Consider the following 21,971-nt stretch of genomic DNA (forward strand, 5'->3'; position numbering starts at 1 on the left):
TTATAGAAAATATTGTAATATTTTTCAAACAAGGAATCATATGTTCTGCAAATCAGTTTGCTCTCTGATGGGCATCTTCTCTTGAATGAGTCCAAAAAAACAAGCGTTTTTTCCATTGTTTTATTAATTTCGGGTTTGTTTAAATATTTTTATCCTCTTAAACGGCATTTGCTTCAATCTTTGCATTCGCTTGCAATTATCTTTTTTATCTCATCCTTGGATAGGAGCCTTGCATCGCCTGAGCTGTAGGAGTGCATTGATGTTGGCTTTGCCCTTCTGTAGGAAAATCCCTTTACAGTAACATTAGGGATGAAAATCTGAGGGATGAGAATCAGCATATCATCTGTCTCAAGCGCATTTTTTGCCTCTTCCTCAGTCATAAGGCACTCATGCATTTTTTCTCCTGCCCTTGCACCGATTATCCTCACTTTTACTTCAGAAGGGTTAATATGGTAGGAAGGTGCAATCTCCTCAATCATAGCATCTGCAAGGTCGCCAAGCCTGAGAACAGGCATTTTCAGGATGAATGTTTCTCCGCCCTGCATAATCTCTGACGCCTTCAGGACAAGTGAAACTGCCTGCCCTATTGACATTACAAACCTTGTCATATCCGGCTCTGTCACAGTAATTTCCTTTCCCTTTATCTGCTCGCGGAAAACAGGTATCACAGAACCTCGTGAATTCATCACATTCCCGAACCTTACTGAGCTGAATATTGTTTTTTTCTGCCCCTTGTAAAAGAATGTTGAACTTGTAAGGCGCTCTGCAAGGAGCTTTGTTGCCCCCATAACATTTGCAGGGTTTATTGCCTTGTCTGTGCTTATGGTTATTACCCTTCCAACCCTGCTTTCAAGGGCTGATTCAATCATGTTCTGGGTTCCAAGCACATTTGTCTTTATCGCTTCAAATGGATTATACTCGCAGGAGGGAACATGCTTCAATGCAGCTGCATGAAAAACTATGTCAACACCTTCCATTGCAAGCTTAATCCTTTCCTTGTCCCTTATGTCGCCCAAAAGGAACCTTACATTCTTGAACTGCTCAAGATGGCGCTGCATGTTGAAAAGCGCATTCTCATCATGGTCAAAAACCCTTACCTTCAAAACATTAAGGGATATCAACTGCCTTACAAGCTCGCTCCCAATGCTACCGCATCCACCTGTAACCAAAACCACTTTGCCTGAAAAAAAACTGCTCATTAAAACCACCTTTTACTGATTTTATTTAACACTTTAATTTAATATTTCCCTGAATTTTATCCTCATTGAACTTTGGACTCTTTTATTGCATCCTTCAATGCCAAACATACCTCTTTAACCTGGGACTTTTTCATTGAGGTGAAAAATGGAAGCGCAAGAGTGCCCTTTGCAACCTTCTCGCAATTGGGAAACATCCCCTCTTTACAACCCAGCTCTCTTTTGTAAAACTCCTGAAGGTGAATTGGGGGGAAATACTGCTTTGACTGGATTCCCTTTTCCACAAGATTCTCAATCACCTTGTCCCTGTCAACATTTTCAGCAAGTCGTATCACATACACAAACCAGGAGCGGTGCAGAGAATCATTCTCATAGGGCAGGATTACCTCCTTGAATTTGGAAAGAATCCTTCCATAGTTTGCTGCCACACTTTCCCTTTTGGAAAGCAGGAAATCAATCTTTTTAAGCTGGGATATTCCGAGCGCGCAGCTCATCTCGTCCAGGCGGTAGTTGTATCCCAGGCGGATGTGCCTCAGCCAGTCATTGTTGGAATCCCTCCCCTGGCTTCTCATGCTCCTGGAAAGCTCATCTATGCAATCATCATTTGTAACAATTATCCCGCCTTCCCCAGTTGTCATCTGCTTATTCGGGTAAAATGCATATACTCCGCAGTCGCCGAAAGTTCCGGCAAACCTTCCCTTGTATTTTGCGCCTAGCGCCTCTGCTGAATCCTCTATTATTTTCAGGCTGTGCTTTTTTGCAATGGGAATTATCCTATCCATCTCTGCAGGAAGCCCGAAAACATGGACAACAAGTATTGCCTTTGTCTTTTCAGTTATTGCTGCCTCAATCTTATCCGGGTCTATGTTGAAGGTTTTTTCGTCAATATCCACAAAAACCGGCTTTGCCCTCTCAAATAAAATGCAGTTTGAGCTTGCTATGAAGCTGTAGGGAGATGTTATTACCTCATCGCCGTCCTTTATCCCGAGAGCCCTTATGCAGAGGTGCAGGGCGCTTGTGCCGCTGTTGACTGCAATTGCATGCTTTACTCCGGCATAATCTGAAACTGCCTTCTCAAACTCAGGAAGCTTTGGGCCCAAACTTAAGAAGCCTGACTTCAACACTTCTACAACTGCCTTTATGTCCTCCTTGTCGATAAACGGCTTTGAAAGCGGAACTCTAACATTCATTTAATCCTCACCTCTGTATTTCGGAAAATAATTTTCATCAAATCTGATATTATTAACCTTTGCATATTCCTCAAATGCGCATGAAAAATCAGAATATAGTGAATCGTTGTGAATCTTTTTGTAGTTGTAAAATGGAGCAGTGGTGTTTGAAAATGTGGATTTGAAATTGAAAATTGCGTCATTTTCCTTATAGCCGCCGCCCATCACAAAAAAGCGGTATCCATTTTTCTTTGCCCATTTTATAATCTCGTAAACTGTCAGATTGTTTGCTCTTAAACTCTGAAATTTGTCATCAGAGCCCCTCAGGTAATCATAGGCAATATCGCCGGAATGCAGAAGTATTGAACCTACAACTGGAATCCCGTTGTATTCTGCAAGAAAAAGGGTTATTTTTCCCTTAAGCCCATCAAAAAGGTTCATAAAGTATTCGCGGCTAAAAAGATACTCATCCCTTGCATTTCTTTTTTCCATTGTCTTAAGGTAAAGAGCCCTGAATGAATCTATATCCGAATTATTTTCTCCGATTCTTATTCTGATTCCGTTTCTCCCTGCCTTTCTTATGCATTTCCTGTTTTCCTTCTTGAACTCATTAAAAATCTGCTCCTCGCTTTTCCCCAAATCAACATAGACAATGTCCTTGCTCTTGACTGCGCCTTCAATCTTATTTTCAATGAAAGATTTGTAGTTTCCAAGCATTGAATTCAATCTTGCAAATTCAGTTATTATTCCTGCTTTCCGAGAGTAAGATTCAAATTCCAAAAGCGCCGAAGAAAAGAATGCGTTTCTTTCGCTTTCAGCTGAATTCACCATAATCCCGCCGTATTCTGGAGTAGTTATATCATAATAAGTTCCGGCATGCCTGCCTAAAACCTGCTTGAAGAAGGGCAGGATGTTGATTTCCTTTTTTATGTAAGGGTAAAGCGCAAAATTTTCCCCTTCCTCAAAATAAAAAAGCTCGCCCTTTCCGCAGAGAAAATCAGCAAGCATCTTAATATATTCAAATGAGAGATAGATGTCCTTCCTTTCGAGCTTTTCAATGCGGGAATTCCATTTATCCCTGTTTTCAGGAATTGCTGAAATTATCTCTGTTTTCATTTTATCTCTTAAAATGTGCTTCTCTTCTCAAGAAGGGCTTCGTCTGCCTTAATGGATTTTATTATCCTAATTATCTCATCTGCTGAATTTTTTTTGTAATACGGGTTTTTAAGATGCGAAATCTCTTTTCTGAACTGCTTTGAAGATGCCTTTTCTATTGCAGAAAGCACTTTTTCCTTGGTGCAGATTTTGACATCAATTACATTTTTCGCCTTCTCGCGCCTCTCCTGCCTGATTCCAATGTTTATTGCAGGAAGCCTGAAAAACGGCGCTTCAAAAAGCGCAGAGCTTGAATTCCCAATCATAAAACACGCACGCTGCATTACTGCCTGGAATTTTTCATGGGGAATGCTCTTTTGCAGTTTCATAAAAGGATTTGACCTGGCAAAGGACTCCAATGACAAAACAACATCATCGCATCTTGAATCCGCATTTGGATAAACTGCCAGGGTCTGGATGGATTTTTCCTTTATTGCACTAAGAATTTCAATTATGCTTTTTTTTGCATCATCCTTGGGAGTTGGATGGTATATTAGTATTGCAAATGGCAGTTTTGAATCGATTCCAAATGAAGAAAGTATTCTGTTGCTTTCTTTTCTTTGCATCCTTTCAAAAGTGAGGGAAGGATTTCCCACAAAGAAAACCCTTTTTCGCTCCTCGCCCATTTTCAGAATTCTTCCTGCGCTCTTTCTTGTTTCTGCAAGGTGGATGTGGCTCATCTTTGTGATTGCATGCCTTGTGCAATCATCAATTATGTGCCCTGAAACATCTCCTCCTGAAATATGGACTATCGGGATTGAAAGGTTCATTGCTGAAACTGCACCAGCAAGCATCTCACTCCGGTCTCCTATTAAAATAAGAAGGTCAGGGCTTATTTTTTCAAGCGCATCTGTAATCCCCATTATGGCATATGCTGTTGATTTTGCATTTCCTTTGGGTGTGCTTTTTATTTTCATATCAACCTTTGCCGCTATTCTCAATTTGTCGTTCTCAATATCTTTTATTGTATAGCCGAACTCTTTCATAAGATGCGAGCCAGTAACAATTAAGGACAGCTCTATTTCTGAATCTTTATTCATTTTTATGAGAAGATTCCTAATAACACCATATTCTGCCCTGCTCCCGGTTACATAGACAATCTTTTTTTTCATCTTTATTACCTTCATTCAATAAAATCCCATTTGATAAGCTCATCGGCATCAATTTCCTTTTTAGCCATTTTCCCAACAATCTTTTTAATTTCAAAGGGAGGAATCCCTGTTCCCGGCTTCTTGAAAGAGAGAAAATCCCTTTTGATGATTTCCCCCTTAATTATCTTCTTTGCAGCAACTATGCTTCTTCTTGTAACCGCCCTTGTCTCAAGTTCCTCATCAGCGGGCTTCTTTTCAGAAGAGCCGAGAAGAACTCCTGCAATTGAAAGCTCCTTTTTTGTTATGAACCCTGATTTTTCCACCTCTTTAAGCGAAACAAGGTAATTATCCTCATCAAACTGCTTACCTCTGAATTTTTCAACAAACCTTATTGCAGAAACCATTTTGGAAAATTCATCTGGATTCAAAGACGCCTTGTGGTCTGGTCCAGAAAGATTCTTGTCTGTTGTAAAATGCTTTTCAATTACATTTGCTCCATATGCAACTGATGCAACAGCTGCAAATATGCCTGAAGTGTGGTTATTAACTGCATCCCTTACCTCTGAAATATTTGACATTCCTGTGCTTAGTATTATCGGAAGCCCGGTTCTTGCCATGTGCTCAAGGAGGAAATGGTTGGTTATCTCGCCTGAGCCAACTTTCAATGCAGGAACCTTCATCCTGCAAAGCAAATCCACGCATTCAATTTCGTAAGGTGTTGACATGAAGATTATACCTTTTTCATCAGCATATTCCTTCATGGCAATTGTCTCTTCATCAGAAAGTTCAAGCTTCTTTATCATATCATACTGAGACTCATTTTCAGAAGTCAGCTCTTTTTGGTACTTTGCCTTTGGCGCATTTTTTATTGCTTCTTTGTCTGCCTTGAATGTCTGGAACTTCACAACATCAGCCCCGCATTCTAATGCAGCATCAATAAGCTTCTTTGCAAGCTCAAAGCTTCCGTTGTGATTGACTCCTGCCTCTGCAATTATCAGGCAGGGATTCCCTTTTCCAATTATTTTATCAGCAATTTTTATTTCCATATTCAACCACTTAATCTTTGACATAAACACGTTATATGCAAGTCCAACCGCCATCAACCATAAAGGTAGTTCCAGTTATATAAGAAGCTGCTTCAGATGCTAAAAATAAAGCAGCCGATGCTATTTCTTCAGATTTCCCCATCCTACGAAGAGGAGTTCTTTTCTCATAATTTTTCACAAAAATAGGATTTTGATTGTCAAAAATTCCTCCCGGACAAAGAGCATTCACTCTAATACTGTCTTTGCCATAATAGGAAGCAGCGTATCTTGAAAAATTAATAATTCCACCTTTTATTGCAGAGTATGCTGCCTTATTAGTCATACTTGTTCCTTCATAAATCCCAAAATCTGGAGCTACAACACCATATATTGAACCGAAATTAATTATGCTGCCTCTAATCTTGTTTTCCTTCATCAGTTCTGCAATCTCTCTAGTGCTAATGCAAAAAGAATTCAAATGTATGTTCAGATTCTCTATCCATGATTTTTCATTTGTGTATTCCTTATCTTCTTTCCAATCTTCAGTGCGTGGATATGCAGCATTTATCCACACATCTATCTTACCATATTTTGAAAAGATATTTTTTATGTTTTCAGATAATTTTTTTACATCGCTTATATCAAAGTCTATGAAATTAATGTCCAATTTTTTATTTTTGTTCTCTTTTTCAAAAGTCAATCCCTTTTCACGATTGATATCCAAAACAAGAACTTTTGCCCCTGCCTGTGCCATTGCAATGGAAACTTCCTTTCCCAAAAGCCCTAATCCGCCTGTCACAGCAACGATTTTACAGTCTAACCTAAATTTCTTTAGATAATCTATCATATTGATATCACCTTTTTATTTAGCAAAAATTCGATGAATCTAAAATCAAGCTCATTATCTATGTCAATGCTGTTGGCACTATCCATAACATAAACCATTGCTCTTTTTGAAGAAAGTATTGTATTGTACTTTTCGTTAAGCAGGAAATCTCTGCTGTAAAAATATATTGAAGCATTTGCTTCATACACTTTTGGTGCATCCTGTCTTCTTAAAATATTTCTCTCAAGTTTTTTTGACAATTCTGCGAATCCTTCCTTATTTAGCTCAATCATATTGAAATAGGGATTCTTCCTTGCTTTAACCACAGAGAATAAAACATCTGGTTTTTTTTCCATAAAAATTTTAAAAGCCTTATCCAAATCCTTAACTGTTCTGACAGGGCTGGTTACATCAAGGTCAACGATGATATCAAATCTTTCCCCAAAAATTTTTTCAGATTCAATCAACGCATGCCTTATTACAGGAACTTTTCCTGCTGTATCCGTTGCCAAGTAGTCAGGTCTCATAAAAGGCGTTTCTGCACCATATTTTTTTGCAATATCTGCAATTTTCTGAGAATCTGTGGAACACACTATCCTTTTTGCTTTTCCCCATTTTTTCGCTGTTTCAATAGTGTAAGCCATTAGCGGTTTGCCCGCTATTTTCCTGAAATTCTTGCCTTTCACTCCCTTGGAGCCTCCTCTTGCACAGATTGTAATCAAAATATTCATAATTTCACCTCATTTTTTATTTTCATTATTATATTAAAAATGCGCAAACTTTCGTTAATATCATTCATCGTTTTCTTAGTTCTCATGTGCTCAAAGAAATATTTAAGCTCGCTCAAATACATATCATCTCTTTCAAAATTAAAATTAATATTGTTTGTTCCCTTATCGTCGTAAATTGTAATTTTATTGCTTATCAAATCCGCAGTTACTGTTGAATCATTTAAATCAATAATTATTTCTCTCCTGTTTAATCTGCTCAGGAAATTTAAATGAACATTTCCAAACATTCCGCTGTCAAATTCTAAGAGAATGTCTGCAAAGTCTTCAGAATCCACAGTAACATCACTTATTTTTTTTGAATTTACTTTTACTTTTTTAATTTTTCCGAACAAATAATATAAATAATCAATCTCATGCGACAAGTCCAATACTATGCCGCCTCCTTGCTCTTTGAGAGCGCTGTAATTTTTCAAGTGATCAATATTTTTTCTCCAATTTGGAAGAAAAGAGGATGCGTATACACTAACGTGAACTGGTTTTTTGCCTTGCAAATTCTCTTTCAACCATTTTATCAATTGATTAAAGCGCATATTATAAGCCAAATAAGTTTTTATCTTCTTTTCTTTGACAATTTGTTTAAATTCTTTCAGACCTTCTTGCGTATTAGAAAGTGGTTTTTCAATGAAAAGGTTCATGCCTCTCTTTGCACACTGTAAAGCACATTCCATATGCTTATATGTTGGATTCGTAATAAATGCCACGTCAGGTTTTATTTCATCCAGTTCCTCAAAACTGAAAATCTCTTTTATGCCCAGCATATTCTCTTTAGAATCTTTATTATAACGAAATGCATATAATTCGTGATTGAAGTTTTCCTTGAGAAGCCTGGCGTGTCTTGTTCCTATTGAACCAAGACCGAAAAATATTATCTTCATTTTTATTTCCTCTTTTTTATTTTTTCTTCATTTTGCACTAATTTACTCATGTCATAAGATTCAAACTTGTAAACCGCAGTTGTGAGGGATTCAGACCACTCATTGATTATCCTGCTGAATTTCTTCCTGATTTCATCGCTTTTTACCCCCAAATCAAGGGCGTCCCTTGCGATAATTACTATGGAAAGGTTCCACTGCCCGGATGTTGTGATAATTTCAACCACATAAGGATTTGACTTGAGATATTCTATGAAAGCCCTGAACTCATTTTCAGTGTAATCATGGAGCTTTATCTTTACTTCAACCACATTGCTGAATCCGAAATGCCTGGGTCTCAGCTGGACCTTGGGAAAGAAAATCCCGTCTTTCATAAGCCGGATTATTCTTTTCTTGGTGGAATCCACTGAAAGACTTATCTTATGCGAAATTTCCGTAAGGGACATCCTGCAGTTTTCCTGCAGGAGGGAAAGGATTTTGCAGTCCTTTTCATCAAGCTTTGCCATGAATTACTTAAAAAATTCATTTATTTATATATTTTTCGTATTTTTTAAGATATTTTCAATAAAAATCTTAAAATTTAAGATAAATGGCTTTCTCAGCCAACTAAAGAAAAATATTTAAATAAGGAGCTTATAAAAAACAATTGTAAGAGCAATGCTCTTTTTTTGAATTTTTCAGGGGGTGGTTTTAATTACAGACAGGATTGTCAAATGGCTGGCGAGCTCAAATTTCTTAAAAGCCAAAAAAAATAAAATTGCAAAAGAGGGGATGAAATTGCCTGCAAATAGACCAAAAATAGTTTATACCGGCGGAACATTTGACTTGTATCATTCAGGGCATGCAAACTTTCTCAGGCAGTGCAGAATCATTGCAGGGGAAAACGGAAAGGTTGTGGTTTCCCTGAATCCGGATGAGTTCATAAAAAAATTCAAGGGAAAAGCCCCAATAATGACATACGACGAGAGAAAGGCAATGCTTGAGTCAGTCAGCTATGTTGACAGGGTGATACCGAATTCAGGGGGCGAGGACAGCAAACCCGCAATCCTAAGCGTAATGCCTACATTCATAGTGATAGGCTCTGACTGGGCAAAAAAGGATTATTACAAGCAGATGAAATTCACGCAGAAATGGCTGGATGAACATGGCATAATACTTGTTTATGTGCCTTATACAGAAGGAATTTCAAGCACAGAGCTCAAAAGAAGGCTTACTGAATACATGAAGGAAAGTGATAGGAAGTGAAGGCTCCTTCAATAAGCGTATGCATTCCTGTGTTCAACAACAGGAACAGCATAAGGGGCTCCATCAAAAGCATTCTGAGTCAGGATTACCGCGACTTTGAGATAATAGTTTCTGACAATCATTCTGATGACGGAACTTATGAGGAATTAAAGAGAATAAAGGACAAGAGACTAAGAATTTTCAGAAATCCCAAAAACATCGGCTGGCGGCTTAATTCAAACAAAGCGCTTTCCCTTGCAAAGGGAAAATATGTTGTAACACTTCACGCAGACGATTACTTCAGGCAGGGATATTTTAGGAAGGTTGTTCAGATATTTGAAAAAAATACTGCTATCGGCTCAATACATTTCATCTCAAATGCTGAGAAAGCGAAATACTTCGGAAATAAACGCCTGATTTGCGCGGATGAGTATTATTCTAAAATAGCAAGCCTTCGGATGGTGCCCCATCCGATAAAAACAGCATACCGAAGAGAGGCAATAATAAACAGCGAATACTATGAGAAAGACTATTGGACAGGAGAAGCGAGGCTTGCAATGAACATTGCGGAGAAGGGATATCCTGTTTACATAGAAGGGGAAACTTATGTTGACATGGCAAAAGAGAAAAAATGGGGGGACAGCCAGAGAACAGAAAATGTAATCCTTATGTTTGAGAACACTTATGATTTCCTGAAGGAGCTTACGGGGGACAAAAAAATAACAAAAAGGGACATGAATCTCCTGAAAGAAAGCGTGATAAGGGCATTTCTTCTTTTATACCGTTATTACATAAATAGGAAAGAGCCGGAATTAAAAAAGGCGCTCGCAGATGCGGGAAGGAAAATAAATAAGTCAGATGAATTTGAAAAATTCAGGCTTAAGATATTTTTTGGAAAAATAGAAGTTAGAATAAGAATCCTAATTAAAAATACGCTGACGAAATTAAATATTTCTCATTAACCCATCTATTTTTTCCTGTGACTTAAGGATAAGATTTCGGTCTTTTCCTGCATAAAGGGAGGGGCATCCCTCGCATTGCGTTCCAGCGAACTTTTTGAAGAGAAAATTCCTTCTTGCTGTTTCATATTTGCTGTTATTGAATATCTTAATGATGCTTTCCTTTTTAGCATCGCCCATTGAAAGAGAAAGGTCAAAATCCGCGCAGCACATTCCTACCTTGCCGTCATAGCCAACAACAGCCATCACAAAAGGCATGTTGCATCCGACAATTCTTTTTGATTTGAGGCATAATCCTATTCCTACGGGAATTACAGGAACTATCCTTCCTGTTTTCTCATCAAAGAATGTTATCGGCTGCATTTCAGAAACAATAATCTCATCGCAGAAATCCCTCCACGTTCGTGCAAACTGCGTAAGATTAGTGTCTTTGTGAATCAGGAGATTTATCATAATCCTGGGTTTTTTTCCTTTTCCCCTAATTGATAGGAAATTCCTGATGTTTTTCCTAACCTTGAAAAAATCAGCGCCTTTTCTTATCATTTCATATTCTTTCCTGGTGCTGCCCTCAACAGAAACCTGCATTGTGTCAAGCCCTGCTGAAATGAGCTTTCTTGCAATTTCTTCAGTCAAAAGCATTGCGTTTGTGCTTATTGCAACCTCTCTTATCCCCCTTGACTTTGCGTATCTTATCATCTCTGGGAGCTTCTTGTGAAGGAGAGGCTCGCCTGTTGAGTAAAGGCTCACGCTTTTCACCTTTCCGGAAACATCATCTATGATTTTCTTGTAAAATCCAAAAGAGATGAATCCGCGCTTCCTTTTCATGTAATTTGAGCCACACATAATGCAATGGAGATTGCAAAAATTCGTAATCTCAATTTCTATTACATCAGGATAAGTCTTCAAAAAAGGGAAAAGTGCAGAAATGACTTTTGCCGGCTTTATAGGACCTATCAAATCTGTGTAAATGCTCTTAAGTTTTTTTATCATTAATATTTATCCCCCTTCTTTAAATAAACTGCCTGCGTTCCTCTTTCTTCTTTTGAAATGTTCAATAAAAATATTAAAAAACTTTAAATACCTGACTGAGATTAAATAAAAGGATGGCAGTTAAAAAGGTTTTGGTAACGGGGGGAGCAGGCTTCATAGGAAGCCACATCTCTGATTTGCTCATAGAAAAAGGATATTCTGTCGGAATAGTTGATGATTTGTCATCTGGAAAGATGGCAAATGTGAATAAAAAAGCAAAATTCTACAAGATTGACATCTTAAAGAAAGAATTGAACAAGGTTTTTGAGGATGAAAAGCCTGATTTTGTGGTGCACTGCGCAGCCCAGATAAGCGTTTCAAAATCTGTAAGAGAGCCCGTTCTTGACGCTGAAAGAAACATCCTCTGCTCAATAAACCTCCTTGAAAACTGCGTAAAATACAAGGTAAAAAAGATTATTTTCTCAAGCACAGGAGGCGCACTTTACGGAAATCCGAAAAAAATCCCCTGCAATGAAAAAACAGAGATAAAGCCATTGTCGCCTTATGGAGTTGCAAAATACTGCATTGAGCAGTATCTTTCATACTACAACCGCCTGTATAATCTTGATTATGTTTCTCTCAGGTATTCAAATGTATACGGCCCAAGGCAGGACCCTTTTGGAGAGGCAGGTGTTGTTGCAATATTCTGCAAAAAAATGATAAATGGGGAAACGCCTATTATAAACGGGGACGGAGAGCAAACCAGGGACTTTGTGTTTGTAAAGGACGTTTCCAATGCCAACCTTCTTGCTCTTGAAAAAAAAGTGAAGGAAAAGGAGATAAACATCTCAGCAATGAAGGAAACATCAATAAATGAAATTTTTGGCTTGATAAGCGCAGCTGCTGCGCCAGGAATAAAGCCCGGGCACGCTCCAGAAATGATTGGCGAAGTAAGAAAGATTGCGCTTGACAATTCCCTTGCAAAAAAGGAGCTCGGGTGGAGCCCTGAAATGGATATTAAGAAAGGGATAAAAGAAACTTTTGAATGGTTCAGAAAGAATCTGTAAAAAAATATTGTCCATACAAAAAAATAAGAATCAAAAGGCAATTCATCCAGTCACTAAAGATATGCAGAATTCTTGCCTACGACATTAAAAATGAATTAATACAATGTATTAATAGTTTTGAAATAGCTTCCCCCATTCTGTATTCATAAACTTTTTTATCCTCCATCTTCCTATTAAAGGATACCAGAGGCGGTCGTGATAAAGAGCGCTGCCCAAAATGCACATCTTGAACAACGGAGTGTGAAAGAGTACAGGCTCAAAAAAGGGATATTTTTTTCTAAGTACCTGATCCATGAAAACAACCAATGATTTTTTGGTCTTGAATTTGAAATTTACATTGGAGACATTCTCTCCTAATATTTCAATTTGCCTTACATCACCGCAGCCCAATCCCTTGTCATGAGCGATTTTTATAAATGGAATGCTTAGAGGGTCAAATCCCATCATCTTTGCTGATATGGCATCTATTGCCACAGAATCAGAGCTTGCTAAAATATAATTCTTTATCTTTGGAATCATGCATCTGGGACCTGCTCCGTCTCCGCATACAGTTCCATCCATTACAGTGAATATTCCCGGATGAATCTCTTTTTGTATTTGAAGCAAATCAACTAAAATCCGATGTATATCCTTGTGAGCATGATGGCGTTTCCTTGTAATAAGCCCACCAAAAGCATTCTTCATAGAACCGGTAATAGTGGTGTGACCATGAGTCTTCATAGTGGGAAGATGCAAAACATTTCTACCCAAAAACATCTTGGGCACTCTTATCCCTTCTGGGAAAACATCATAAAGAGCAAGCATATCGTGTTTTGGCATGTAAGGTATCCATCTTACTTTAGTGAGATTTACCAACGAAACACCATATTTTTCAAATACGGGATTCCATCTGTTAAGCTTTGCTCCTTTCTCAACACTCGTAACCACAGTCCTGTTTTCAACCGGATAGATTTTCTTATAGCTGTCTTCTTTCAAAGTCCTGAGAACCCCCTCAAGCTGCCATGGCTCTGTGCTGCACGCTGGGAAATACAAGCTCCAAGATAAGTTAAGTTTCAAAATCAATTCGTTTGATTTTGGAAGCGCCTTCTGATATTCGGCAAGATGCATCAGCTTATTATAATCTTCAAGCACACTATCTGGTGCGGTTTTCAGAACAGCAACTTTTGAAGTCACATATAATCAAACTTTCAATTGATATTAAAAGTTTTCTAATTTTATGCGTTATGCAGTAAAAGCTTGCTTAAAAACTGTCAATTTTGAAAAATTCGGAATGGTTTTTATGTCAAAATTTTTTAGACATTAAATCATTTTTAATCACAACGCTGTGCATTTTTCGAGATCCGGGAGAGAGCATAATTTGTATAATGGAGAAAGGTTTTTAAATCACATATCTTTAGAGAAAACCCAGGAAAAAGATTATGAAGCTTTTTGAATTGATGAGAATAAGTCAGTGGTATAAAAACCTCGTAATATTTCTGCCGATGATATTCGCAAAGGCAACCGGCATTATTGGAATTGAAAAAACACTTCTCGGACTTCTGAGTCTGTGCCTTATTTCATCTGCAAATTACATAATCAATGATGTAAATGACATAAAGCAGGACAGGAAAAATCCTGAAAAAAGAACAAGACCAATTGCTTCAGGAGATGTTAAAATTCCACAAGCATTAGTGATGGCAATCGCTTTTATCATGCTTTCATTAATAATCGCTTCTTTTCTTTCGAAAAGTTTTTTGATATGCGTGTCTTTAATTTTTATACTGACTTTGATTTATTCAATTTGGCTTAAGCATGAAGCATTTGCTGATGTGATTTTAGTTTCAACGAATTTTGTTATAAGAACTGTTTCTGGAACTTTTATAATAAATGTAAGGGTTTCACCATGGCTAATACTGTGTCCTTTTTTCCTCGCACTCTTTTTGGCAATTGGAAAACGAGAGTCAGAATTCAAGCTTATGAAAGATAAAGCTTATCAGCATAGGAGAAATCTTAAAATGTATACTCCTGCGCTCACAAAAACTTTTACAAGCATTTCTGCAGCCTTATTGATGATTTCATATGCCTTGTACAGCTTCTTAAGCATATACCCTAAACTTATTTTCACGCTTCCAATTGCAATTTATATAATATTCCGGTATTTGTACTTGATAGAAACAGGTTCAGAAATTGCCAGACATCCGGAAAGAATCTACAAAGATGTGAGAATCGTCATTGCCGGAATTATTTCATTAATTATGATTTTCGTACTCGTTTACCTGATATAAAAATTAAAAAGAATAAAAATAAAACATTAATGGAATATTAAAGGCAATAAATAGCAAATGTAGAAAATGTACATATAAAATAATTTTAAATAAATAAAAATATGAAAAACATTATAAATTAAATAAGCAATAGATAGATAAGTAATAAATTGATTAAACAAGAATATGCTAATAAGGGGTGGTTTTGTTGGATTTTGAAAAAAATGAAGTGCAGTCTGAAAAGAAGAAGATGAAAGCACTTGGCTTTTTCACATACGGGGCAGCAATAATGCTGCTTCTTTTCCTTTTGGTGCTTCATGTTTTCAATCTTTACCCGATAAAGACAGACAAGTTCTCATTTTTCATAATCAGCCTTGCAGCAGCAATGCTCATCTTTCCGCTTGTCACATACGTTAAATTCTTCAACATTGTTGAACTGAGAAAAGATCCAAAAATAATGAAAGTGCGGAGCAGGAAATAAATTATCTGAAGGAGTAAAATGCACAAGTCACAAAGGGAGCATTATAGGAAGATAAGCGGGCAGACCGCATTTTCCATGTTTTTCGGAGTTCTTTCAGTGATCATAATGGCTGTCGGGATGCCTGTTCTCACAAGAGGGCTTTCAATGGCAGATTACGGCGCCTACTCGATAATCTCAGTCACAGTAATAATACTTACAGTGATTCTCGACATCGGGCTTCCCCAGTATTTCCTTGCAAAATTTGCCGGAATGAGAGAAGAGCGCGAGAAACGGGTTTTCTCATCACTGCTTTTTTTTAACACTGCAATAATTATCGCATTTTCTGCGATTGTTCTTATCCCCGGAATAAACCGTGCAGTGCTCTCTTTTCTGCGGCTCTCTGATTATGAAAATGAGTTCAGGATAGGAATATTGATATTTGTTCTGGGAGGGATTTTCAGGCTGTTTTCCTCTAAAATGAGCGCTGACAGGAGAATAGAAAGGGCAGGAATAGCAGGTTTTCTTTACAACTCTCTTTGGCTTGTTTTAATCTCGCTGTTTTTTGTAATTTTCGGAAAATTCACGCTCATAAATGCAATGCTTATCTGGCTTTTGGGAACTTTTGCGAGCGCAATATTTGCCGTAATGTCATCCCGAGGATTCCTGCCTGAATCAACCAGGACAATAGATGTGGATGAAATAAAAAAGGCGCTTAAATTTACCCTTCCCCTTTTAGTGGTGCTTGCATGCTCATGGCTGATTGACTCATTTTCCAAGTATTTCCTTAATTATTATTCAACAAAGGAGAATGTGGCAATATTCTCATTTGCCTACGGGCTTGTCGGAGCTCTTTTAACAATAAGCACAGTCATAACATCAACAATTTTTCCGCACATCTCGGAATTCTGGCACAAGGGAAAGAACCATAATGCACTTTTCAATGCAATGCTTAAATACGGACTAATGGTTTTAATTCCGGCAAGTTTCGGAATGGTCGCATTGAGGGAGCAGATAATAACCCTTGTTGCAGGAGGAAATTACCTGCCTTCAGCAGCAATAATCCTAATTCTTTCCCCATTCCCCATCCTGAATTTTCTAATGACAATAGATTATTACAGCCTCCTTATACGGGGCAGGACAAAAACAATAGCAGCTGCCTACCTTGCAGGGATTGCTGTTTCAATTGCCTCTAATTTAATACTTGTTCCAATTCTTAATGTAACGGGCGCTGCGCTCTCAATAATAATCTCCTTTTCAACTATGCTTTTAATAATGCATTTTACCTGCAGGACTCATTTCAAATGGAAATTTGGTTTTCTTGGAATAGAAAGGATAATTCTCGCATCTGCCATAATGGCGCTTGCAGTTTCAATCATTAATCCCCAGGTTTTAATTGAAAAAATCCTGACAATTGCAGCAGGCGCGCTGATTTATGCTTTCCTTGTCTGGATTATGAGATTATTCACAAAAGATGAGATTATGCTGATTAAAAGCATGGTTAAGATAAGGAAATAAAGGGCTAGATGAAAAGCGCTAAAAATTTTTCTAAAAAAGGAATTGACATTGGAAGGATACAGCACTATCTGAAAAGGATAAGCGGGCTAAAGGTTCTTGTAATCGGCGATACTATAATTGACAAGTATGTTTTTCTAAAAGTTTATACGCGCGAAAGACAATGTTGTTTTATTAAAGGATTACTGCATTGATGACAAGCCAGTGAGCGCTGCCCTTGGAAATGAGATAATATCCTGCCTGGGCAAGGAAATACCAAAATATGACCTGGTTATTACAGGCGACTTTGGGCACGGATTCATAAATTCCGGGATAAGGAGAAAAATTGAGGAAAAATCCAAATTCCTGGCATTGAATGTCCAGACAAATTCCTCTAATTTCGGGCACCACCCCTTTACATTGTACAGGAAATTTGATTTTCTCTCAATGAATATGCAGGAGCTGGCGCTTGCGCTTCATGAGGAGCACAAAGATGCTAAAGAAATGATAAGGAAATGCTGTAAAAAATTAAAGATTAATAATTTCTTGGTAACTCTTGGGAAAAACGGCTGCACCTATGTGAAAAATGGCATTATGATAAATGCGCCAATCTTGACATCGTCTGTAAAAGACACTGTGGGCGCCGGCGATGCCGTATTCTCGGTGATATCCCTGTTTGTGTATTTAAATGCGGAAAAAGAGCTAATCCCCTTCATTGCATCATGCGCAGGAGGGATAGGCGTAAACATAATGGGGAACAAGGAATCCATTACAAAGAAAAAACTGCTGGATTTCATTAAAAAAACATTAAAGGAAAAATAGGATTACTGCATCTTATTAAGCCAAACTTTCGGCGCCTTCTTTTTGATTTCAAGCTCATCCCAATACTTGAAATCCCGATGCCCCACTTTCTCAACCCACTTTTTCATGTTGATGAGCCCCTGTTTCAATGGGGTTGATGTCTTATAGCCAAGAATCCTCTCTGCCTTCTTTGATGAGCAGTATGAGTGCTTTACCTCAGACGGCCTCTCTGGAGCATAAATCGGCTTAAGGTCAGTTCTTCCCATAACCTCAAGAACAAGTTTTGAAAGCTCGTTAAGCGATGTTACTTCCTCTGTTCCTATGTTTATCCTTTCTCCAAAAGCAGATTTTGTGAATCCTGCTTTTGCAATGTATGGAGTGCAGTCCCTTACATATGTGAAAGCCCTGGTCTGGTTCCCGTCCCCGAATATTATCGGGGGCTTTCCAACAATAACCCTGTTCATGAATATTGCAACTGCATTCCTGTATGGGTCAGAAAGATTCTGCCTTTCGCCATAGACATTGTGGGGGATTAGTATTGAGTAGTTTATCCCGAAAACATCATGGTAGATTGAAAGCACCTGCTCCATTGCCTGTTTTCCAACTGCATACGGGTCTTTTGGGTTGTAGGGCTGATTTTCCCGCATTGGCATCTTAAGCTGCTTCCCGTAAACACTCATTGAGCTTGTATGAATGAATGTTTTGACATCTGAATTTATTGACGATTCAAGAAGCTGAAGGAATCCTATGTAGTTTGACTTCGCATTGTAAACCGGGCAGAAAATGCTCTGCCCCTCTGCTGCATGCGCTGCAAGGTGATACACCATGTCAACGCCCTCAACTGCCCTGTCGCACACCTTCTTGTCCTGCAAATCGCCTTTTATGAATGTGGCTTTCTTGTTTACATTCTCAAGATATCCGCCTGAGAGATTGTCAACTACAACAACCTCGTGCCCCTCATTTATGAGCTGGTCGGCAAGATGGCTTCCCATAAAGCCTGCGCCCCCTGTTACAAGTATCTTTTTCTTCATTTTCACCACCTAATCCTTTTTTTCCACGAGCATTACGCTGAGGAAAAACGCTGAAAATATTGTCTGAATCCCAAGCACAAGAAATGTGAGGGAGAATATTGAAAAATTTATGCTCGCCTTCCTGAATGAAAGGATGCTCAATGCAACTGAAAAGAGGAATATTATTGAGCCCAAAAATATTGTCTTCTCAAGGGGAAAGTGCTTTGCTATGAAATCAATTACCCTGTCATGCGGCTCAAATCCGCTTATTATCGCATAAGTCCTTGCATAAAGCCCTATTGCAGTTATCTGGTATCCCAAAAGGGAAATCAGGGAGCCCAGAAGGGAGCGAATCTCAAATGATTTTGAGCTTAATGAAAGCGCCATAAAAAGCATTCCAAGAGAGAGAAGGATTAGCCCTGGAATCATGAAAAGGTAAATTGGGCTGTACATCAGCATAAACCTTAAGTGGCGCCAGCCGTCGCTGACTGGCTTGAGCTTCGAGGGGGTTTTCCTCGGATAGTAATTTATCGGAACCTCTGAAATCCTGAGCCCTTTTTTAGAGGAATTGATTATCATCTCTGAAGCAAGCTCCATCCCTGTTGTCTTAAGCGCCATCTTCTCAAGGGATTCCCTCCGGAAAGCCCTGAATCCTGAATGCGGGTCTGAGATTTTTGTCCCGAAAAAAAGGTTGAGTATGAAAGTAAGAACCGGATTTCCTATGCGCCTTCTTATAAAAGGCATTGCCCCGTCCATTATCCTGCCTTTCATCCTTGAGCCGAGAACAAGGGAATAGCCCTTCTCAAGCTTGTTTATCAGTTTTGGAAACTCAGAAAAATCATATGTGCCGTCAGAATCAGCCATCACAATGTATTTTCCTCTTGCAGCATAAAATCCTGACATAAGGGCTGCCCCATAGCCAACCTTGCCCTCTCTTACAACCCTTGCCCCAAGAGCGCGGGCAATCCTTCCTGAGCTGTCTACAGAGGAATTGTCAACAACAATTATCTCCCCGGAAATCCTGTTCTTCTTGAGCGCAGATAATGCTGACTTTATGCATTCCCCTATTGTTGCCTCCTCATCCCTGCAGGGCATCACTATAGAAACCAAAACCCCTGATTTTTCAGACATTGCCATTTAAAGTTTGCCTCGAGTATAAAAAAATTTGCTTATTATCTTTCCTGGTAATGCAATGTTATTTAAAAAGGTTATATAAGTAGTATAAGGTAGTATAAAGGTAAGATATTAAAATAAAGTGCCAATATAAACAGATATGAAAAGGAAAATCACGATATCAATAATAGGAACCGGGTATGTCGGGCTGATAACAGGCGCTGCATTTGCAAAGCTTGGATTTAAAGTAATATGCGTTGACAGGAACAAGGCAAAAGTGGACAAGATAAATTCGGGAATAGCCACAATATACGAGGAAGGGCTCCCTGAAACGCTTTCAGCCTATGCCCCGAAAATGCTCTATGCAACAACTGACCTGAAAAAGGCAGTTCTTGACAGCAGCGTAACATTCATATGCGTTGGGACTCCTTCCCTGATTGAAGGGAGGATATACCTCCAGCAGATGCAGGATGTCGCAATGGAGATTGGAACTGCACTAAAAAGCGATAGGAAAAAGCATGTGATAGTTGTTAAAAGCACAGTTGTCCCTGAAACAACTGAAAAAGTCATAATCCCAAAATTGGAGGAATTCTCAAAAAAGAAGTTCGGAAGGGACTTCGGCGTTGCAATAAACCCCGAATTCCTGAGAGAAGGAACTGCACTCTCGGATTTTCTCAGCCCCGACAGGATTGTCATAGGAAGCTCTGACAAAAAATCAATAGAATACCTGAAGAGGATATACCATGGAATAAACGCGCCAATAGTTGAATGCACATTCAAAGAAGGGGAAATGATAAAATATGCGAGCAACGCATTCCTTGCCACAAAAATCTCATTCATAAATGAAATAGGAAACATCTGCAAGAAGCTTAGGATTGACACAAACAATGTTGCAGCTGCAATCGGCTTGGACAAGAGAATAGGCCCTCATTTCCTCAAATCAGGAATTGGCTTTGGCGGAAGCTGCTTTCCCAAGGATGTGAATGCGCTTGTTTACAAGGCGACTGAGAAGGGCTACAATGCAAGGCTTCTCCGGGCAGTTCTCGATGTTAACATGGAGCAGCCGCTGAAGCTTCTCTCAATACTGGACAGCAACGGCTATCTGAACGGAAGCACAAAGATTGGAATTCTTGGGCTTACCTTCAAGGCAGGAACAGATGACACAAGGGAAAGCCCTGCCCTTGAAGTGCTGAAGGGACTTATGCTACGCTCAGTTGAGCTTCACATCTATGACCCGCTTGGGATGGGACAGGTTAAAAAAATATTCCCCCAGCTCAACTATGAAAAAAGCGCCCAGGAAGTTGCAGACAAAAGCGATGTCATACTGATACTCACAGAATGGGCTGAATTCAAGAAGGTAAAATTCAACGGCAAGAAAGTCATAGACGGAAAAAACCTTTTCAGGGAAGGGGAAAGGCCAATAAACTATGAGGGGATATGCTGGTAAATTTAAAAAGGTGATAAAATGCAAGAAAGAACTATTGTAAGAAAGGCGGTAATTCCTGCAGCAGGGCTCGGGACAAGATTCCTCCCGGCAACAAAGGCAATGCCGAAAGAAATGATGCCAATTGTTGACAAGCCAGCAATACAATACATTGTTGAGGAGGCAGTCGCATCAGGAATAACTGACATAATAATAATAACAGGAAGGGGAAAGCGCGCAATAGAGGACCACTTTGACAGGAGCTTTGAGCTTGAGTCAGAGCTTGCAAGAAAGGGAAAGAACGACATTCTCAAGCAGCTTGATGAAATAGAAAACCTTGCAAAGATACATTACATCAGGCAGGGAAAGCCCCTGGGGCTCGGGCACGCAATACTTATGGCAAAAGAGCACATAGGAAATGAGCCTTTTGCAGTGTTTCTCGGAGACGACCTTGTGAAATCAGATGTGCCCTGCATGAAAAGCATGATTGAACTTTTCAGCAAATACCGCTCCCCGATAATCGCTGTTTCCCCTGTTGAAAAAAAGGAAATAAGCAAATACGGAGTGATAAAGGCAAGGCCTTTTGAAGACCTTTTCTTCATTGAGGACCTTGTTGAAAAGCCAAGCCCGGAAAAGGCGCCTTCAAATCTCGCAATACTCGGAAGATACATACTTACTCCGGACATATTTGAGATTCTTGAAAAGACAAAGCCCGGAATTAACGGGGAGATAAACCTTACAGACGCCTTAAGGATACTCAATAAGAAGCAGAGGATGTTTGGGTATAAGATTCATGGAAAATGGATGACTGTGGGAGACAGGCTTTCCTACCTTCAGACAGTAATAACCTATGCGCTTGAGAGGCAAGATATTGGAAAAGAGCTAAGGGAATACCTGAAAAAGATAATTTAAAAAAGTAGTATATTCATACTACCTTGAAAGATGAAAAAGAAGATTTCTGCAAGCATTGAAGAATCGCTGATAAGGGACATAGATTCCATAGTTGACAACATCTACATAAGGAACAGGAGCCAGGCAATAGAATTTCTCGCAAGAAACTCGCTCGGGGAAAATAAGACCGCTGTC

General features: G+C 38.9%; 23 protein-coding genes. 10 read left to right on the top strand and 13 right to left on the bottom strand.

Annotated elements, in window-relative coordinates; genetic code table 11:
- Nucleotides 1–173: 173 nt before the first annotated feature.
- From NTV63_00920 to NTV63_00960, 9 genes are all read right to left on the bottom strand, one after another.
- Nucleotides 174–1,199 (bottom strand): polysaccharide biosynthesis protein, encoded by a 1,026-nt coding sequence (locus NTV63_00920; GenBank protein MCX6709501.1) that lies wholly within the window; start codon nucleotides 1,197–1,199, stop codon nucleotides 174–176.
- Between the two features lie 62 nt (nucleotides 1,200–1,261).
- Complete coding sequence (locus NTV63_00925) at nucleotides 1,262–2,386, bottom strand: DegT/DnrJ/EryC1/StrS family aminotransferase (protein MCX6709502.1); 1,125 nt, start codon at nucleotides 2,384–2,386, stop codon at nucleotides 1,262–1,264.
- Nucleotides 2,387–3,481, bottom strand: coding sequence for a GNAT family N-acetyltransferase (locus tag NTV63_00930; GenBank protein ID MCX6709503.1), 1,095 nt, complete (start codon nucleotides 3,479–3,481; stop codon nucleotides 2,387–2,389).
- A gap of 8 nt (nucleotides 3,482–3,489) precedes the next feature.
- Nucleotides 3,490–4,647, bottom strand: coding sequence for a UDP-N-acetylglucosamine 2-epimerase (gene neuC / locus NTV63_00935; GenBank protein ID MCX6709504.1), 1,158 nt, complete (start codon nucleotides 4,645–4,647; stop codon nucleotides 3,490–3,492).
- Nucleotides 4,644–5,657, bottom strand: coding sequence for an N-acetylneuraminate synthase family protein (locus NTV63_00940; GenBank protein ID MCX6709505.1), 1,014 nt, complete (start codon nucleotides 5,655–5,657; stop codon nucleotides 4,644–4,646). The genes neuC and NTV63_00940 overlap by 4 nt, the downstream gene beginning before the upstream one ends.
- 31 nt (nucleotides 5,658–5,688) lie before the next feature.
- Entirely contained in the window at nucleotides 5,689–6,483 is a 795-nt protein-coding gene (locus tag NTV63_00945) for an SDR family oxidoreductase (protein ID MCX6709506.1), read from the bottom strand.
- A complete protein-coding gene (locus tag NTV63_00950) occupies nucleotides 6,480–7,193 on the bottom strand; it encodes an acylneuraminate cytidylyltransferase family protein (protein MCX6709507.1) in 714 nt (237 codons plus the stop codon). Before NTV63_00950 ends, NTV63_00945 begins: the two co-directional genes overlap by 4 nt.
- Complete coding sequence (locus NTV63_00955) at nucleotides 7,190–8,128, bottom strand: Gfo/Idh/MocA family oxidoreductase (protein ID MCX6709508.1); 939 nt, start codon at nucleotides 8,126–8,128, stop codon at nucleotides 7,190–7,192. The genes NTV63_00950 and NTV63_00955 overlap by 4 nt, the downstream gene beginning before the upstream one ends.
- A gap of 2 nt (nucleotides 8,129–8,130) precedes the next feature.
- Nucleotides 8,131–8,631 (bottom strand): Lrp/AsnC family transcriptional regulator, encoded by a 501-nt coding sequence (locus tag NTV63_00960; protein MCX6709509.1) that lies wholly within the window; start codon nucleotides 8,629–8,631, stop codon nucleotides 8,131–8,133.
- 178 nt (nucleotides 8,632–8,809) lie between these two features.
- On the opposite strand from NTV63_00960, the gene NTV63_00965 reads away from it, so the two are divergent.
- Nucleotides 8,810–9,370 carry an adenylyltransferase/cytidyltransferase family protein gene (locus tag NTV63_00965; protein MCX6709510.1) on the top strand — a complete coding sequence of 187 codons (561 nt, stop codon included), beginning with the start codon at nucleotides 8,810–8,812 and terminating at the stop codon, nucleotides 9,368–9,370.
- Complete coding sequence (locus NTV63_00970; protein ID MCX6709511.1) at nucleotides 9,367–10,311, top strand: glycosyltransferase family 2 protein; 945 nt, start codon at nucleotides 9,367–9,369, stop codon at nucleotides 10,309–10,311. Before NTV63_00965 ends, NTV63_00970 begins: the two co-directional genes overlap by 4 nt.
- On the opposite strand, the gene NTV63_00975 is transcribed toward NTV63_00970, so the two are convergent.
- Nucleotides 10,294–11,298, bottom strand: coding sequence for a radical SAM protein (locus NTV63_00975; protein MCX6709512.1), 1,005 nt, complete (start codon nucleotides 11,296–11,298; stop codon nucleotides 10,294–10,296). The genes NTV63_00970 and NTV63_00975 overlap by 18 nt on opposite strands.
- A gap of 113 nt (nucleotides 11,299–11,411) precedes the next feature.
- Here NTV63_00975 and NTV63_00980 point away from each other — a divergent pair, with 113 nt between their 5' ends.
- A complete protein-coding gene (locus NTV63_00980) occupies nucleotides 11,412–12,344 on the top strand; it encodes an NAD-dependent epimerase/dehydratase family protein (protein MCX6709513.1) in 933 nt (310 codons plus the stop codon).
- 108 nt (nucleotides 12,345–12,452) lie between these two features.
- Here NTV63_00980 and NTV63_00985 read toward each other — a convergent pair whose 3' ends face one another.
- Nucleotides 12,453–13,517 carry a DUF362 domain-containing protein gene (locus NTV63_00985; protein ID MCX6709514.1) on the bottom strand — a complete coding sequence of 355 codons (1,065 nt, stop codon included), beginning with the start codon at nucleotides 13,515–13,517 and terminating at the stop codon, nucleotides 12,453–12,455.
- Between the two features lie 245 nt (nucleotides 13,518–13,762).
- Here NTV63_00985 and NTV63_00990 point away from each other — a divergent pair, with 245 nt between their 5' ends.
- The 5 genes from NTV63_00990 to NTV63_01010 all read left to right on the top strand — a co-directional run bounded on the left by NTV63_00990 (nucleotide 13,763) and on the right by NTV63_01010 (nucleotide 17,360).
- Nucleotides 13,763–14,608, top strand: a complete 846-nt coding sequence (locus NTV63_00990; GenBank protein ID MCX6709515.1) for a UbiA family prenyltransferase — start codon at nucleotides 13,763–13,765, stop codon at nucleotides 14,606–14,608.
- Between the two features lie 187 nt (nucleotides 14,609–14,795).
- Nucleotides 14,796–15,068, top strand: a complete 273-nt coding sequence (locus tag NTV63_00995; GenBank protein MCX6709516.1) for a hypothetical protein — start codon at nucleotides 14,796–14,798, stop codon at nucleotides 15,066–15,068.
- A gap of 18 nt (nucleotides 15,069–15,086) precedes the next feature.
- Nucleotides 15,087–16,562 carry an oligosaccharide flippase family protein gene (locus tag NTV63_01000; protein ID MCX6709517.1) on the top strand — a complete coding sequence of 492 codons (1,476 nt, stop codon included), beginning with the start codon at nucleotides 15,087–15,089 and terminating at the stop codon, nucleotides 16,560–16,562.
- Nucleotides 16,563–16,570: 8 nt separating this feature from the next.
- Nucleotides 16,571–16,753 (top strand): hypothetical protein, encoded by a 183-nt coding sequence (locus NTV63_01005; GenBank protein ID MCX6709518.1) that lies wholly within the window; start codon nucleotides 16,571–16,573, stop codon nucleotides 16,751–16,753.
- A gap of 10 nt (nucleotides 16,754–16,763) precedes the next feature.
- The gene (locus tag NTV63_01010) at nucleotides 16,764–17,360 is read left to right on the top strand and encodes a PfkB family carbohydrate kinase (GenBank protein MCX6709519.1); all 597 of its coding nucleotides are present in this window, start codon (nucleotides 16,764–16,766) and stop codon (nucleotides 17,358–17,360) included.
- Between the two features lie 2 nt (nucleotides 17,361–17,362).
- Here NTV63_01010 and NTV63_01015 read toward each other — a convergent pair whose 3' ends face one another.
- Both NTV63_01015 and NTV63_01020 read right to left on the bottom strand, forming a co-directional pair.
- Nucleotides 17,363–18,370: an SDR family NAD(P)-dependent oxidoreductase gene (locus NTV63_01015; protein MCX6709520.1), complete on the bottom strand. Its 1,008-nt coding sequence runs from the start codon at nucleotides 18,368–18,370 to the stop codon at nucleotides 17,363–17,365.
- Between the two features lie 9 nt (nucleotides 18,371–18,379).
- Nucleotides 18,380–19,486, bottom strand: coding sequence for a glycosyltransferase family 2 protein (locus NTV63_01020; GenBank protein ID MCX6709521.1), 1,107 nt, complete (start codon nucleotides 19,484–19,486; stop codon nucleotides 18,380–18,382).
- Between the two features lie 148 nt (nucleotides 19,487–19,634).
- Here NTV63_01020 and NTV63_01025 point away from each other — a divergent pair, with 148 nt between their 5' ends.
- Together NTV63_01025 and galU are read left to right on the top strand one after the other, a co-directional pair.
- Nucleotides 19,635–20,909, top strand: coding sequence for a UDP-glucose/GDP-mannose dehydrogenase family protein (locus NTV63_01025; GenBank protein MCX6709522.1), 1,275 nt, complete (start codon nucleotides 19,635–19,637; stop codon nucleotides 20,907–20,909).
- 18 nt (nucleotides 20,910–20,927) lie between these two features.
- Complete coding sequence (gene galU, locus NTV63_01030) at nucleotides 20,928–21,797, top strand: UTP--glucose-1-phosphate uridylyltransferase GalU (GenBank protein ID MCX6709523.1); 870 nt, start codon at nucleotides 20,928–20,930, stop codon at nucleotides 21,795–21,797.
- The last annotated feature ends 174 nt before the right edge of the window (nucleotides 21,798–21,971 follow it).

The sequence above is a fragment of the Candidatus Woesearchaeota archaeon genome, assembly GCA_026394965.1.
Lineage (GTDB): Archaea > Nanobdellota > Nanobdellia > Woesearchaeales > 0-14-0-80-44-23 > JAPLZQ01.